The sequence below is a fragment of the Thalassotalea sp. PLHSN55 genome (genome assembly GCF_052030545.1).
In the GTDB taxonomy this organism is placed as follows: domain Bacteria; phylum Pseudomonadota; class Gammaproteobacteria; order Enterobacterales; family Alteromonadaceae; genus CANMXU01.
Map to the genome: position 1 here is coordinate 173,991 of NZ_JBPDIH010000004.1, position 16,235 is coordinate 190,225.

General features: G+C 33.6%; 7 protein-coding genes and 1 pseudogene. 4 read left to right on the top strand and 4 right to left on the bottom strand.

Annotation, left to right across the window (positions count from 1 at the left end; translation table 11 throughout):
* The first annotated feature begins 36 nt into the window (after nucleotides 1–36).
* Nucleotides 37–1,005 (top strand): hypothetical protein, encoded by a 969-nt coding sequence (locus ACRRSQ_RS09370; RefSeq protein ID WP_440875473.1) that lies wholly within the window; start codon nucleotides 37–39, stop codon nucleotides 1,003–1,005.
* Between the two features lie 59 nt (nucleotides 1,006–1,064).
* Here the strand turns inward: ACRRSQ_RS09370 and ACRRSQ_RS09375 are convergent, their stop codons facing one another.
* Together ACRRSQ_RS09375 and ACRRSQ_RS09380 are read right to left on the bottom strand one after the other, a co-directional pair.
* The gene (locus ACRRSQ_RS09375) at nucleotides 1,065–4,838 is read right to left on the bottom strand and encodes a DNA replication protein (RefSeq protein WP_440875474.1); all 3,774 of its coding nucleotides are present in this window, start codon (nucleotides 4,836–4,838) and stop codon (nucleotides 1,065–1,067) included.
* Between the two features lie 732 nt (nucleotides 4,839–5,570).
* Nucleotides 5,571–6,344 (bottom strand): hypothetical protein, encoded by a 774-nt coding sequence (locus ACRRSQ_RS09380; RefSeq protein WP_440875475.1) that lies wholly within the window; start codon nucleotides 6,342–6,344, stop codon nucleotides 5,571–5,573.
* Nucleotides 6,345–6,653: 309 nt separating this feature from the next.
* Between ACRRSQ_RS09380 and ACRRSQ_RS09385 the strand changes: the two genes are divergently transcribed.
* Together ACRRSQ_RS09385 and ACRRSQ_RS09390 are read left to right on the top strand one after the other, a co-directional pair.
* On the top strand, nucleotides 6,654–7,415 hold the full coding sequence (locus tag ACRRSQ_RS09385; protein ID WP_440875476.1) for a hypothetical protein: 762 nt from the start codon (nucleotides 6,654–6,656) through the stop codon (nucleotides 7,413–7,415).
* Complete coding sequence (locus tag ACRRSQ_RS09390) at nucleotides 7,412–7,948, top strand: hypothetical protein (RefSeq protein ID WP_440875477.1); 537 nt, start codon at nucleotides 7,412–7,414, stop codon at nucleotides 7,946–7,948. Before ACRRSQ_RS09385 ends, ACRRSQ_RS09390 begins: the two co-directional genes overlap by 4 nt.
* Before the next feature lie 431 nt (nucleotides 7,949–8,379).
* Here the strand turns inward: ACRRSQ_RS09390 and ACRRSQ_RS09395 are convergent, their stop codons facing one another.
* Nucleotides 8,380–11,202: a TonB-dependent receptor plug domain-containing protein gene (locus ACRRSQ_RS09395; RefSeq protein WP_440875478.1), complete on the bottom strand. Its 2,823-nt coding sequence runs from the start codon at nucleotides 11,200–11,202 to the stop codon at nucleotides 8,380–8,382.
* A gap of 366 nt (nucleotides 11,203–11,568) precedes the next feature.
* Between ACRRSQ_RS09395 and ACRRSQ_RS09400 the strand changes: the two are divergent.
* Nucleotides 11,569–12,599, top strand: a pseudogene (locus tag ACRRSQ_RS09400) (IS630 family transposase).
* A 405-nt stretch (nucleotides 12,600–13,004) separates the two neighbouring features.
* On the opposite strand, the gene ACRRSQ_RS09405 reads toward ACRRSQ_RS09400, so the two are convergent.
* Nucleotides 13,005–15,674: a TonB-dependent receptor plug domain-containing protein gene (locus ACRRSQ_RS09405; protein WP_440875479.1), complete on the bottom strand. Its 2,670-nt coding sequence runs from the start codon at nucleotides 15,672–15,674 to the stop codon at nucleotides 13,005–13,007.
* Nucleotides 15,675–16,235: the final 561 nt, after the last annotated feature.

Below are 16,235 nucleotides of genomic sequence, written 5' to 3' on the forward strand. Positions count from 1 at the left end.
TGCTTTCCCACAATAAAATAATCAAAAGAATTTATTATGTCTGAAAAGATTAAAAAAACTTATTTAGGTGAAAACAGATTAGCTTGGTATTTAGAAAGTTTTACTAAATACGTCTTAGCTATTATGTTCGTTATCGTAACAGGAATGGGTGATTATTTACTTTATGCTATTGTTCATGAAATAGACAGAAGTTGGTTCTACCCTCCTATAATTTCAATTATTTATTTAATATGGAATATCAAACGTATTGCCACTTATCAGATATACAAAGCCAATTTACCGCATGGTTCCGTAATAAAACTTGTTGAACCAGAAAATTATTCTTTAGCTTATGAAATGTTTGCCAAGATAGCACCCATTAATAAAACCTTGGAAATATATAGATGCATAGGTTTAGATAACGAATACAAAGCAGAATTAACAAGAAAGAAAGCAATACTTTATATTGAAGAAGAAATATTTTTAAAAATGTCTACCGATAAAAAACTATTTCATTCTGCCTTATTATTATATCTAGATTCATTTATTGATGACATATCGAGATTAAGCCAAGAAAAAGCATCTTGCTTATCTTTTGTTGGTAATACTATCAATGGTGCTCGTAGTATTAACGCAGAACACAATACTAGTAGCCGCAATAGTCATATTAGAAATGCTGTAATGACTTCTGCGGCTATTGGGGGTAAAGGTTCCATTGCAGTATCAGGAATTGCTGCGGGTGGTAAAGCCAATGAAAGAGCAGCAAATGCAGGTTTAATAATATTTGCGATAGGGTATTTACTGGTAATACTCGTTTTTGGGCTAATTATGGTGCCTTTAACAATATATTTAAATTATAGAAATAATTGCAAAGCTAGAGATTTATTAATTTTTAAATATTTTGAAAATAGTAAATTAAACTATAAAAATTATACTTTTAATTTAAATAATATGGCCTCACCAGATTTCGAAAGTGAAAGTTATTACTCTGAAGAAAATGGTTGGAAAACAAATATTGCAGTCTAATAACAATACGTTCATCTAGATTATAGCGTTATGAATAATCTAGATGAAAACAGATATAATTAATGTCGACTTTCTAAAAAGTCTCTCTTTTTTTCCCATTCAATTGATTTAACTTTACGTTCAATTTGTTCTTCAACATATACTCTATGCTCAAGTAACTCGACAGAATTGAATAATGGTAATATAGAGATAAGATAACTTTTCTCTCTTTCCAGTATAGGAACTCTACTTCCTGACCAACTCCTTGTTGTTAATTCGTAATCAAGCGTTTGAAAATCAGCATAATTATGGTTTTTTTGTATAAATACACTTAATAACTCTCTTCGGAAATCTTCGCCCATATTATTAGCAACATTAAAAATAAAACAACAATACTTGATGTCATCAGTATTATTTAAAATAGTATGTTTGATAAATAACTGTTTTTTTTCAATCAGTTCTTCTGCTTCATTTTTGCCTTTTTCTTTCAAAAACAATTTATAAAAGATATTATCACCAATGCCATATGAATCTTTTTCTTTGTGATAAACATATTTACCGTACTTCTCTATTTCATCTATAAAATCATCTCGTTGCCATAAAAAAACTAATTCTGGCATATTTGTATGAGAATCAGGCCAGCGTTCACTACCATAGATGCTATCTACAATTTCGTTCAAAAAGTTACTGTTACGTTTTGTCAGTAAATCTAAGGCTTCACCTTTATAATCCCAATACCGTTCAATTTTGAATACGGCTAAATAAGCATCAAATATTAGTTTTTCATCTGATTTAAATATTTCAAACCAAGCACCAAATATTTCAGAGTTAGTACTAAAAATATGGCCTAATGGTTTAGCATAATATTTGTCTTCTTTTGATTTATTTACCAATAAACTGACTGATTTTATATATATGTCTTTATCTACTTTTTGGTATTTAGATAAAAAATCTAACCAATTTCTTAACTCATTACTTGGTGTATTACTTAAATGTTCAAGTAACGACTCAGAATCCGCTTTAGTGATACTTTCTTCTGGTAATAGCGAAAAATAAAACGAGCACCAATATTTCTTCCAACGATAATCTTTCGAATTAATTAATTTCCATACCTCTGTTGCATTTAGGGTTTTAAAAAGATTAGAAATAATTGAAAAAGGGTTAATTTCAAATATGTCGTCATAATGCATATATATTAACACGTAGTCGACTAACTCTTTGGTGTGAGTTTCACTAATAGCCTTTAGGCTTATTTCAATACCATTTTTAAGGCAATAATCTCTTTCTCTACCAGAAAGAGCATTAAATAACGAAATACACTGCTCCATGAATTGGGTAAATTTATCTTTTGTGAGAGCCTCAAAGTACTTTACAACACACTGATAACGGTATTCATTGTACTCTTCATAACCCATATCTAGCATTTTTCGTTCTTGCCTATCTTCAAGAAGTAAATTTGCAAGCTCAAGGGCTAGACTAATAAAACTTTTTCTCCACTCTTCAGGATATTCAACTTGAAGTGAATCTAAATGGTCACAAAGATCTTGCATTATTAAGCAGTGTGAAGTGTTCTTTGTATCGAAATTAGGAATAATAAATTCTTTTATAAACGGAAAATCAGCTTCCGCCATTTCTTTTCCTTCAAACTTAAGCCTACCTAAGTACTCACTAAAAATTTCCTGAATATCTTTTTCGTAGTTCGATTGACGCTGCAACACTGATAAGTTGGCAATCAATTTCTGTCTTATTGGAATAAGGTATTCATCTGGTGCTAACCTAAAGGTTATAATATTTATAGTATCTCCTCGACTCCATTGATGCTCCCTGTATTCAATTTTTAAAAACGATTTAGCTATTAAAGAAAAAACTTTTGAAAATAAATAATTATTACCACATTCACTTTTTTCGATTAGGGTATCAACAACATAAGCCTGAATATAATAACCATATCGCCAATCATTAGACTTAAAACTGTATTTTTCTGTTAATTCTTTAATAATATAACCAAGAGATTCTTTATTTTTCGATAAATATTGTAAAAGTAAATCAAAAGACATTTTAAACTCTGATTCACCATAATTTTTAAAATTACTCAACAAAGAAATTAATGAAAATTCGCTTGCATCTCCTTTGCTTTCTTCAAACGACTCATTTTCCCAAGAGTCTTCTATACAAGGCATTGCAGAAATTAATTTTTTGGCAAAAATTAGCGTTTCAGTAGGCAGCGCAAACCAAAATGAATTTAAAAATTCAATTGCTTTTTTAATATCTCTAGACTCAGAAATTACTTTAAAGGTTTCCTCAATTTCACATCTAATTTCTTTCACTATTTTTTTGTGATCAAAAGCACTAATTACAGGATTTAAGGCATCAACTATGGTTCTTTTAAAATCAGGATAAAAGTCATTAACGATTAATGAAAATGGTATTATTTTCTTTTCAAATACAGATAGATAAAATAAATAAGTTGATAAAACTTGGTCTGATATTTTTACAACTTCATCTTCGTATAAATCTACAAGTTCATTTTTATGTAAAATACCAACATATTCCCAAAACTCTTCAGGCGAAATACCAAATGAGTTTTGCACCCAATCCATATGCGAATTATTTAACTTGTCTACTTTTCGGAAGAAGGAAATAGCACATGCCGCCGCCATTAATTTCTCATTTTCTACAACTTCTTTGATGTTTTCATTCTGCCCAAAATAATCATCATATAAAGATGCAACATTTTGTATCGAGTTGATTTGATTAGTTTCAACAGCTACTTTTGAAGCCATCATTGCTAATCTTGCATTGCCACCTGATATCTCTTGAATTCTTTGTTGGTATTCACCGTTATGGATACCAAATAGCTCAACTGTTAACTCTTTAACTTGTTCATCGGTTAAGGAGGATATATATTGCTCATGTATATTTGTGAATTTACTAACTTGATTGATTATTGAGTCATGAGCGTAATCTCTAACGGTAGCAATAATACGAAATGTTCTATTACCATCATATTCATTTAGATAATGTAAAATATAGTCAAGCCTATTATCTAGCCTATTTGCATCATCAACAAAAATTAAGTAATCACCAGGTTCGCTTAAATGTGCAGTAATATCCCTCGTTAGATCTGCTCCCTTATCAAACAAACAATATATTTTTAGCTCTGAATTATTTTCCTGCATTGCTTTAACTAAATTTACAGAAAATAATGTTTTTCCTACACCTGCTGCACCTGAGACTAACAATAACGGTTCTTGCTCTAATTGATCCATTGCTTGTTTAATTAAATCATCTTGAAACAATATTTTATTATCTATTGAGGTCGTTAGATTATTTCTCCCATACCTAATAATAAAATCATCTACGGGCAGTAATTGGCCTGTATCAAGAGGTAAAGCTAAATATTGTTCAGATAATATGGGGTAGCAGTTTTGTATACTAAGAGATATTGAATCGAGTCCGTTTAAACTTAATCTAGTATTTCTTTTTTGACAAAGGCTTGTTAGATGATTAATTTCATGTGTTGAGAGCTTTCCTAAATAACAAATAATGATTTCACTTATCTGCTCGTTTTTTATGCCTGTTTTTTGTTCGTCAAAACATTTATTAATATCATCTTCAAGTTTAATGACTAATCGATCTTGTTGGACTGTATATTCAGAAAACACATAAAAACCATCAGGCTGTATAAACAAGCAATCGGGAGTGCCTTTAGTGACCCTATCCGTTGACTTCATCATCCCTATTGCATTGATATTGTCATACCCTTTCCGATGCAACCAGTCATCACATAAACGTTGAAATATCCCACCTTCAAGTTCTAATAATTTTGCTCTTATCTGATTCGTGGCATTCATAAGTATCCTTACACCTGAAATATTTCTCTATAAAGTAATTGTTGCTATATTGCGTTTATTCATTATTAAAAGAAACTTAAACCTGTTCATTTATTAAAAATAGCTATAAAAAATTTTTTAGGTTAAATTTGCATGTAAACCAAGAGCATGACTAACCTACCTATAGAAAATGTACTCACTACCTTCTCTTGATTGATAAAAAAATACAAAAAACATTATTTTTCATATCTTTAATAAAAAATCCTCTATTTAGTATATATTGCTGCATCTGAATTAATGCTAATTAATATACTAAATAGAAATACAATTTCAGATATTAAGCTTAGTGAGTTACATCTGCTGTTTATCCTGATACTTAAATTTAGCTGTATAACGTGATTATTTAATTTTCTAAGTAGATATTAAGAAATAAAGTATTAAACCGTTTAAAAGCTGTTACAGGCTTTAAACAAAGACATATCTGTTTAGTTGAGTGGACTAATAACCTACACCAGTATAAAAAATACAATAATGCTATTGAGCTATTTCAGAAGAGAAATTTTTAAAATTTTTTTAAAAATAATATTTGATAAAAAAGAAGGTATTACGAGGATATCAAGGTACTTCAAGTCAAGGCATAAACACTATATTATAAATGTACTTTATGCCTTGTATACAGTAATAGTTTTTGCACAATTTAAACTATAAATCATGCATTTACTTAAAAATTCACTATCTAGTATATATTACGCATCAATGTAAATTTTGGCTGTTATCAAGAGAATAAGTATTTTCTTTTTGTTGATTAGCTACAGCTTCTGTAAATGTTGGATGTTTCTTTGAACGAAAAAATACAGTTTTCAAAAGCTCTATAAAACCTAACGCATCTTTTTTATTATTTTCGTTAGCTGCTGTTTTATTATCATTTCTTTCTTTATCTATTTCTTCAGCTTTTTCTTTATCTGAATTTTCTACTGATGATTTAAGTAAATCTTTATAAGCCTCTTTTAACGCAGAAGCATCGAATTTATAAGGTTCATCTCTTTTTTTAGTTACTTTAATGGCTTTTCTGAGCTGTAATTGATCATCCCATGAGCCTTTACCAAAGTAGAACGGATTTAGTATAAATACCCCCTTATCTAAACTAAATAACACCTGTTTTGCTTTTAGGTTTTGTATAATATTATCAACTGTCTTTAATACAATACCAAGATCTTCCACGATCTGCTTTTTTTGAGATGAGTGTAAATAAATGATACTCGTTTCAAAATCAGCCAATTTAGCCAGTTTTTTAATAACGTTATTTTCTTGTTTCGTTACACAGTTCAACGCATCACTATCATCAAAATATGTCTGAAAATAGCGTGGCTGTGAATTTTTAACTGATGTAAAAACAACATCTTCTTCATGGTGAATAACATTCCCCTCTTTATCTTTAACAGTATTTGAAGAGGTTTGTTCTACTTTTACTTTTTTTGTGCTAGTTGTTCTTAAGCCACTTTCATTCTTCCCAAATAACTTTTTCATTAATTTTATCCTTATAGTTTTATTATTATATATTCTCAGGTTTTACATGATTGTTATTCCAAATTTGAATATAAAACGATAATACAAAGTGAAACAAGAACTGTCAAAGCATATTTAAACTTAAATTACAAGACTTATATAATAATATTTTCACGAAGTGCCAGAAGTGGAGAATCCTGAACGAAGTGATAGGTTCTCCTATCTGGAAAGAGTAAAAAATTCTCCATTAGCTATTTGGTTTTCTTCCTTTTTTACTCTTTGCTCTTGTATCGTTATTTTTATTTGGTACGTTTAAAGTATCAAACAACAATGATAACCATGCTCAAGAACTGGACAGTTATAACTCAGCCTATTAAAGATAGAGGGTTAGGCTTAAGAAAATTTTTAAGATACTTGGTATCTGAAAATCATAAAAACCATAAAGATAAAACAACAATAAAACCTATATTTGGCAATATTGATCGCTTTCATTTAAAAACCGTTTTTAATATTACCAAGCAAGAATTGATCACGGCCAAAAAGAAAAAAGGAGGCCGAGGATTTAATTCATTTGCACAAAGTTTTGTCTTTTCATTACCACCTGCTCTACCCAATAAAATCACGCATAAGCAATGGCAAAATATCAGCAGAGATATTATTAAAGAATTAAGTCTCTTTTTAAATTTAACGCCTAAAGATTTAAAAGATCATCTGTTTATGAATTTACATGAACAAGATAATCCACATTTAAACCTTGTGATCGCAAAAGTCATAAACGGTGAGACAAGAGCAGAGTTGCAACAAAAAAGTATTGTTAGAGTGCTTAAACATGCCTTTAACCTTGCGGTTTTAAATCATACAGGGCTAGACCACACGCAATACCAACCAAAGACAAGACGTAAAAAACGTTACAACAAACAATATTACGATAAAAACAAACAAATCATTAATGCCTTGAGTCAATGTAATAAAAACAACACTACCTCAACAAAAAGTTCCTGCTCTCAAGGTACATCAAACGATTTAAATACTCTCAATACCTTAAATCTTAAGGGAGAAACAAAAACAACAAAAAGGAAATTAACACAATGAATAACATTACTCTTATTACACAGTTTAGTGACAAACTCGGCCATGAAAATCATCTAGACTTCTTTGAAAATGATTGGCTTATTAAAGAAGTGATTGATTTAGTAGAGCATGATCCACGTTTTAAAACATGTTTTGAACAATCACAACTGATTAAAGGCAGTAAATTGTCAGATCACATTAATGATTCATTTAATGAAGAATTATTGCATTACAGAAATTCAAAAACAGTGATACCAGCACTTAAACAATTAAAAGCATTAAAAGATTGCTGTGAATTACCAGAGGTGGGTTTATACCATTATCTGAAAGCAGGATTTTCAGTAAAAGATGCACTACTGCATTGTTATAATCACAAATACGTAAAACATCGATATATCAGGTGGGAAAAAGATATTACTGAGGGGATAGAATTATTAATTTCAAAAGACATGGTACTGTGTGATTGTCTTAAAAGAAACAGTAATAAAATACAAAAACCAGACGGGGGTTCAGTTCCCCACCTGATGCGTTATATACCTAAAAATAAGCCATAATTTTACTTGCGGTGTACCACCTACGTGATACACTTCCACCATAACTAGTGATTTTTTAATTTATTTATCAGTCACTTGCAAAACAGTAGATAGAATTATTAGTAGGTGGGACACCAGCCAGCTCCACCACCTTAATAATTAATGACGCTTTTTAGCGTCTTTTTTTTCACCCAAAAAAAGTATTGAGCTCTTTATTCATCAATAATTACAAATCTACGAAATTTATATTTTCATAGCATTTTGAGCAAATACAAAACAAATTTTAGAATCTAATGGTAACTAAGTTGTTAGTCTAATTACCTCGTAGCTAACCTAAAGCTTCACTCAGTAATAAAATAAAACGCCACTGAATACATTCATATTTAAAGGCCATGAAAAACAAAAAAGCCAGTAACTTTCGTTACTGGCTTTATCAATTATTCTAAATTATTTTAGAATTTAACGTTTACAGTACCGAATATACGACGACCAATTACATCATACGTTCCCGGTTCAGTGTTTGCATTAAACGCACTGTGGAAACGAGGAGCATCTTCATCAGTCAAGTTTGAAAGACCAACAGCAAAACTTACAGTTCCGAAAGTATAGCTACCGGATAAATCATGATAAATAATATCTTCTGCTACTGCATCATCAGTAATTGAGGCAGGACGAGCTGCATCATCAGTTTCACCAATGTAACGCATGGCCCATTGGATGTTCCAATCATCCGCAGATAAGTTAGCAGAAGCATTCATTTTAAGCTCTGGATAAACAGCGAAACCACTTGCTGTACCAACAGTTTCGTTTGTTCCTGTTAAGCCAAATGTTTCTTCACGAGTAAATGTATTCGTTGCAGACCAACGAAAATCAAGCTGATTACCAAAACCAAAATCAACATCCATAGTATATTGAACATCAATATCAAGACCGTTTGTAGATAACTCACCCAAGTTTCCATAAGTTAATACAGCATCGGCTGGGTACAAATCAAATATAATTGGTCCTGAGGCTTCGCCATCCCAATCGCGGAATACAGAACAAGCAGGGCTAGAAAGATTGGTTGAATCTAAACAGCTATGCGATAAATCATTATATCTTGGCACACCAATTAAATTATCTACAGTGATATCCCAATAATCGAAACTAATACTCAAATTTTCAATTGGGGTTAACACCATACCTATTGTAAAACTTTCTGATTCTTCTGGTTTTAATGACCCTTTAGCAGGAGCTTTTTCTGTAACTGAAGACTGATAAGCAAAGCCTAACTCTGAATCATCATTAGAAGGAACTCCTAAAGCAAGACAGTTAGTTCTCATAGTATCAGTGATATCAGTACGGCGGTCCATGAATTCACACCAGTTTTCAACAACAGGGTTATCTGCTGCTTCAACTTGGTTAATTTCTGTTATATTCGGAGCACGGAAGCCTGTTGAAAATCCACCGCGAACTTTTGCCCAATCTAAGACTTGATAATCAACACCAATTTTAAAGTTTGTGGTATCACCTACCGTATCATAATCAGAATAACGAAGAGATGCATCAACAGTTAAATCATTAGTTACAGGCATATTCATTTCTACGTATAGCTCATCAACAGTGAATGAACCTTTTTGCGCAGGTGAAGCCCCAGAAGTAGTTAAACCTTCTGCCATGAACTCATCAGGAGAAAATCTACCTTCTTCAAATCTATGTTCAAAACCTGCTGCCCAACCTAAGGCACCTGAACCAAAATCAATAGATTCAGCTTCACCATTTAACCCTGCTTGGAATAACATCATTCGTCCCCAAGACAAGTTCTTAAGCGAGTTAGCCATTAAAAAGCCGAGTTCATCGTCAGTAATAGACCCATAAGGGGCAAATGGATTAAAACCGTCAGCACCAACTGCTGTCGTACATGCGTCATTTGCTGCACACTTCGCCGGATCAACCATAATATTCCAACGGTCAATACGATGTAAATTTTTAGTTTCTTCTATGGTTTCATTTTCAGCATAAGTAAATGAAATATCATAACCAAGAGTATCATTTAAATAGCCTTGACCACCTAAAACCATACGGAAGGTGTCTGCAGCCTGCTCATATATTCGTCCACCTGATTCTGTAAAACGACGGTTAAGCGTTACAGCCTCACCAGATATACCTTCATCATTATTAGGTGTGTCACCAAAAGGGTTATGTGGGTTTGAAGCAGGTATTTTCTGATCTATGCCAGGGGTATTAAACGATGCATCCGGTGCTAAACGCTGATGTGATGTACGACGAGTATATAAAGTTTCCATATACAACTCGTGGTCATCAATATATTCGTACTTACCATTGGCAGCAAATTGGAAACGTTCATTTGGGGTAACTAAAGCATTAACTGGCGCATAGTTATAAGTATCATCGACACGATTACCATCGAAATCTTTACCAAATGGTCTTGTTCGACCTGTTGCTTCATCGACGATATATGTATCGCCGTTAGCTAGTGTAATTTTTCGACTATTTGAAGAAGCGGAGTTTTGAGGCTGAAAAGTGTTGAATGTAGATGAAGTTGGGTCTCTATCCAAAATTGGGTATAACGTTTCTAAAGCCCAATCCTTTTCATCTTGTTTCATCTCTGATTGTTGAGAATATTCAATACCCATAGTAAAGCTGCCTTTATCAGAAGCTGTACCTGCAACAATTGAAAAACCAACATTTTCAGCCTGGCCATCTTCAGTGCCAGCGCCCCAATTTACTGACATTTCAATACCTTCAACATCATCTTTCAAAATAATGTTAACAACACCAGCAATAGCATCAGCTCCATAAATTGTAGATGCACCATCTCTTAAAACTTCAATGCGTTTTACCATACCGATAGGTACTGCACCAATATCTACTGCACCATCGCCATTTACATCACCAATTTGACGACGCCCATTAATAAGAACTAAGGTACGGTTGAACTCTAAACCACGCAAGTCAACTTTTTTCTGACCTGTATCACTACCGTTATTCGTTGATGCACCCATTTGAAAACCAGAAAATGATGGAATATCTTTCAAAAATTCATCAACACTAGCGACACCAGATGCTTTGATTTGGTCTGCATCAAAAACAGATATTGGACTTGCTGATTCAAATTCTGAACGCTTAATGCGAGAACCGGTAACTTCAATACGTTCTACTTCTTCAGCACCAGTTTCAGCAGAAAAAGCTGAAGTTGAAATTGTAGCTGTTGTTGCTGCACCTGCGAACATGGCGAGACGAACAGCCTTAGCTATTTTGCTATTGCTATACATATTTACTCCCTGGATCACTTTCGTGATTCTGTGTTTAAAAGAAAGGCTATGTTGCCTTTTAAATTATACTTTTGATTATAAGATATAACGCATTATTTATACGTTTATATCTGGTCGAACAAGATGGTATACCTAATCCTGTAACTGGGTCAACACCATTCATTACAACAAGTTACAATATGTAGCATTAATACATATATGTAATTTTTTAAGCGTAGAACAAAAACCATAAAAAACAATACCTAAGCAATAAATATAAAATAAGAGACGTTTTACTACTATATTTATACAAAATGACTACACTAATACCAAACGACATAAAGATGTGATCTAATATATGTTTATTCATTACCACATTTAACTCTCTTGAATCTAGAAACATCAAAACAACTTTTAGCTTTATCAAGAAAAGAAACCAATGCTAGAAAACGACTCCGTTTGTTGGCGGTATCTTTATTTTTTGAAGGCGAAAATAGAGCCAATATAGCTCGACGTTTAAATACTGCCAGAGGTAGTGTAAATAAATGGGTATCTAACTACTTGGCAAGTGGCATATCAGGCCTAGATAACAAACCTATTCCAGGTCGTCCTCCTAAATTCCCCCCCTCACAGTTAGAGCAAGTATCGAAGTATATTAACTCTTCTGCAACGGCTAATAACGGTGGACGTTTAACAGGAGAAAATATAGCTCGTTATATTGCAAGCCAATTCAATGTTCAATTTCACCATGATCATATTTATAAACTCCTTAAGCAATTAGGGTTTAGTTGGTTCACAAGTCGTTCACGACACCCAAAACAATCACAAGAAAGCCAAGAGGCTTTTAAAAAAGTTCCGACTGGAAACGATCGTGAACACTCCATTTAATGTAATGCCTGGAGATATGGACATATGGTTACAAGATGAAGCACGGTTTGGCCAACAGAATCAAACGACACGCGTTTGGGCTGAACGTGGTACTACCTAGAGTGGTGAAACAGCAACAGTATGAATATGGTTACTTATTTGGAGCCGTTTGCCCAAGTAATGGTAAGACAGAAGCGTTAATAACACCATGTGTCAACAAGGAAACCATGACATTACATATGGAACAAATATCTAAAGCGACTGAATATGGCAGACATGCTGTCGTTATTATGGATGGTGCTGGATGGCACACTTTCGACACAGTACAACCATTTGATAATGTGACGTTGATAAAATTACCACCCTATTCGCCAGAGCTAAGTCCAATAGAATAAGTATGGAGTTGGCTGCGTCAACACTGTTTATCCAACAGAGTTTTTAATGGGTATAAAGATATTGTTGAGCAAGTGTCAAAAGCATGGAACACATTTATCTCTCTTCCTGACAGGGTTAAGCAAATGTGTTCTAGAGATTGGATTAAAGTGACTTAATCTTTTTGCAGGATAGTATAACTCTTAGCTTGAAAAGCGAAATCCTTTATTATCAATGAATTGAAGAAGAATTAAGATTTAGAGAAAATATTAAATAAATATAGAGCAGTTTTTGCTATTAGACCGAAAACAATGAAATACCTATACATAACAAAAAGATAGAATAAGGAACCAAATACTCGTAAACTTTTAAATACAACAATAAAAAGTCATTTATAAATAAAATGTAAAAAACAAGTAAAAAAGATAGCCTGCGTTATAGCCGACTTTAATCGAACAAAAAACAAACTACAGGTGTTATAAAATAACCATGGGGTAGATAGCAAAAATCCGCTATTAAATGAATTAATAGCGGATTTGTAATCTTTGATACTATTTAATAAACATTAACAATACATGTTTAGTTTAAAACCTGAACTCACCTTCAATAAACATTTCACGTCCAACAGCATTGTATAAGCTTCGTGAATAATGTGGCCAACTTTTGTTAGTAGGGTCAAAGTTTGGACCTCTATCAAACATGTTAACAACACCAACCTGAACTTTAATGTCATCAGTGAAAGCATAACCGCCAGTTAAGTTCCATGTAATATGGCTTGCAACTTCCAAATCAGATTCTGTATTTTCTGGATTTTGAATATCTGCACGGAAACTTGTGCCATGATGACGACCAATGTAACGAGAGAATAAGTTCAAAGATAAGTCTTCATACTGCCAATTCACTGAACCCGTCATACGAAGTTGAACCACATTAGTATCTTCAAGATCATCATCAATAACAGCTGTTGGGTTAGCTTGGCCTTCAGAATCAAGTAAATAAGTACCTTGAATGTTGGCGTAAATTAAACCGTATTCACCCATTTCGATTTTATAACCAGTGCTAAAATCTATACCAGAAACTTCTTGATAACTTAAGTTTTGCGCTACAGTATCAATAGTGTCAATAAAACCTGTTGCAGGGTCACGGGTAATTAGGTGCTCATATAGGTCATATCTTTCAGCAACAGTATCAGCGTCGATGTCATTTACCATGTCATCTAGCTTCCACTTCCAAACATCTACAGAAGCATCAAGTGCATCATCAGAATATACAAAACCTAAGTTAGCGGTATAACCTTCTTCCGCTTTTAACTCACTGTTCGCACCCGTATTTTGTGAAATATGTAATTCATTACATGGATCAACCACTCGGTCAATACCATCTCCAGGTGTTCCACCAATTGACTCACAGCCTTTAAAATCAATAACGGTATTACTACCTGCTGTTGGGTCACCATATACTCGATGCATATCAGGTGCACGGAAAACACTACCAACAACAGCACGAATTAATAATTCATCCGTTGGGCGATATTCAGCACTGATTTGAGGTGTAACATTACCACCAAAATCGCTATAGTCATCATAACGAACAGCAGCATTTACATTAAATTGATCAGTTACAGGGAAAATCATTTCTAAGTAAGCAGCCCACATATCACGTGCACCTTTACCTGATGAACCACCTGTCGTTAAAATTGCGCCTTTCTTGCTTTCGGCATCTGAATCACTTGCGAATGTTTGCTTGCTCCACTCTACACCTGATGCAAATGAAACCATACCTGCAGGCATTTCAAACGCTTCACCAGTCACATTAAACTGATAGTTAATTCGAGAAGACTCTGCAATTTCAAAAGGTTCGTATGCGATTGCTTCAACGGTTTCAGGCGTGAAAGGGTCTAGCATTGAAACGCCATGTTCACCTTGAGTTAGATAATCAAACATGCCATTACTGGTTGCATAACCGTAATCAAATACTTCAACGCGCGTTCTTGCGAAGTTCATTGACGCGTCCCAGTCCAACTGATCGTTAAAAGTACCTTCTAAACCAGCTGAGGCAAAGAAGCTCCGGTTTTCTGTATCAGAACCACGTGGTCCAAACTCCCATGCACGACGTACATACCAATAATCACCATCATCTGCTTCGGCAAAATCTCCGCCAAAGCCTAAAGTTTTATCAACCATTTCAGCACGACCTGGTGATTGATCTGAAGTCATGGTTAACGTATCGCCAGTAACATTTACATTAAAAGCGTCAATGCCCATAGGTTCAATATTACGATTTGAGCTAGCTTCAGAAGCGTCAACTCGACCAACCATGCGAATATCGTCAGTAAGCTCGTAATTATAAGTAGTGATCACACTTACACGTTTAGTTTCAGGAGCCAGATCACGCCATTTAGATCGATCAAAACCACATACGCCATTTGGACGATAAAAGAAACCTCCAGCAGTACATTCGGCTTCATCCAACCCACCTAGGTTACCTATACGGCCACCATATGAACTATATGAAGAAAACTTACTATGCTCAACTTTATCTGTATGTAAACCGAAGTTTTCACGGTCAGTTGCTTCTAAGCGTTCACTATCTTCATATTCAATGAATGTTGAAATATTGCCTTTTTCACCAGTAACACCAAAAGAAAGAGCAAATTTATTACGTGCGCCGCCACCTTCCGATGTATCACTCATACGAGCTTTAAAGCCTAAACCTTCATAGTCACGCTTTAAAATAATGTTAACAACACCGCCAACAGCATCTGCACCATAAATTGCGCCACCACCAGAGTTTAAAACTTCAATGCGGTCAATTGCTTCCATAGGTAAATTAGCAGTATCAACAAAGTTATCAGTACCACCTAAAGGCTTAGGGTACTGGTTTAAACGCTTACCATTGATTAGTGTTAAAGTACGGTTTGCACCAGCATTACGAAGACTGATTGATGATGCCGCTGGAGTAAACCCGTGTACAGATTGGGTAGTATTTGTGCCTGTAACAGAAGACAAACTGGCTAAGGCATCTTGAACATTATTAAAACCTTTAACGAGCATATCATCCGCTGTTAATACTGTTACTGGAACCGCTGACTCAAGGTCAGTACGTTTGATACGTGAACCTGTAACCTCGATACGTTCAACTTCTTCTGCATTTTCTTCTGCAGAAAAAGCTGGGGCCGAAATTGCTAATGTAGATGCTGCGCCTGCGAACATGGCAAGGCGAACAGCTTTAGCGATTTTGCTATTGCTATACATATTTACTCCCTGGATCACTTTCGTGATTCTGTGTTTAAAATTAAGGCTATATTGCCTTTTTAATTATTTTTTTTGATTATAAGATATACCGCATTATTTATGCGTTTATATCTGGTCGAACAAGATGGTATACCTAATCTTGTAACAAGGTCAACACCTACAGCAACACCTGGTTACACTAACGAAACACAACAACACAACTTACTCACCCAAATCGCGAAACAAAAAAATAAACATAAAAAACAACAAATTACAGAAAAAAAATAAAATTTAAAGAATTGTATCCAAAGCTGTTCAATAAAACAAAATACCTATAAAATCATAAAGATAAAATAAAAAAGCTAAAGCTAACTAATTTTGTTAAACCTTTGTAGAATCTTAAATAGTAGTTCAAAAAACAAACAGCAATGTTATTGCACACGTTTTTTTGTAAAGAATTAGATACGAGTTTTGTTTTTTTGAAATGAGTTAAAATATATAAAAAGTGAATTAACTTTGTCTTTAAGGTTCAAAAGTGACCGTGCTCCATTAAAAATATCACGATGCCTACAGAGGTCCCAT

Bases quoted from the DNA above. Each gene is read 5' to 3' on its own strand.
- ACRRSQ_RS09370 (WP_440875473.1), top strand. From the start codon at position 37: ATGTCTGAAAAGATTAAAAAAACTTATTTAGGTGAAAACAGATTAGCT.
- ACRRSQ_RS09375 (WP_440875474.1), bottom strand. From the start codon at position 4,838: ATGAATGCCACGAATCAGATAAGAGCAAAATTATTAGAACTTGAAGGT.
- ACRRSQ_RS09380 (WP_440875475.1), bottom strand. From the start codon at position 6,344: ATGAAAAAGTTATTTGGGAAGAATGAAAGTGGCTTAAGAACAACTAGC.
- ACRRSQ_RS09385 (WP_440875476.1), top strand. From the start codon at position 6,654: ATGATAACCATGCTCAAGAACTGGACAGTTATAACTCAGCCTATTAAA.
- ACRRSQ_RS09390 (WP_440875477.1), top strand. From the start codon at position 7,412: ATGAATAACATTACTCTTATTACACAGTTTAGTGACAAACTCGGCCAT.
- ACRRSQ_RS09395 (WP_440875478.1), bottom strand. From the start codon at position 11,202: ATGTATAGCAATAGCAAAATAGCTAAGGCTGTTCGTCTCGCCATGTTC.
- ACRRSQ_RS09405 (WP_440875479.1), bottom strand. From the start codon at position 15,674: ATGTATAGCAATAGCAAAATCGCTAAAGCTGTTCGCCTTGCCATGTTC.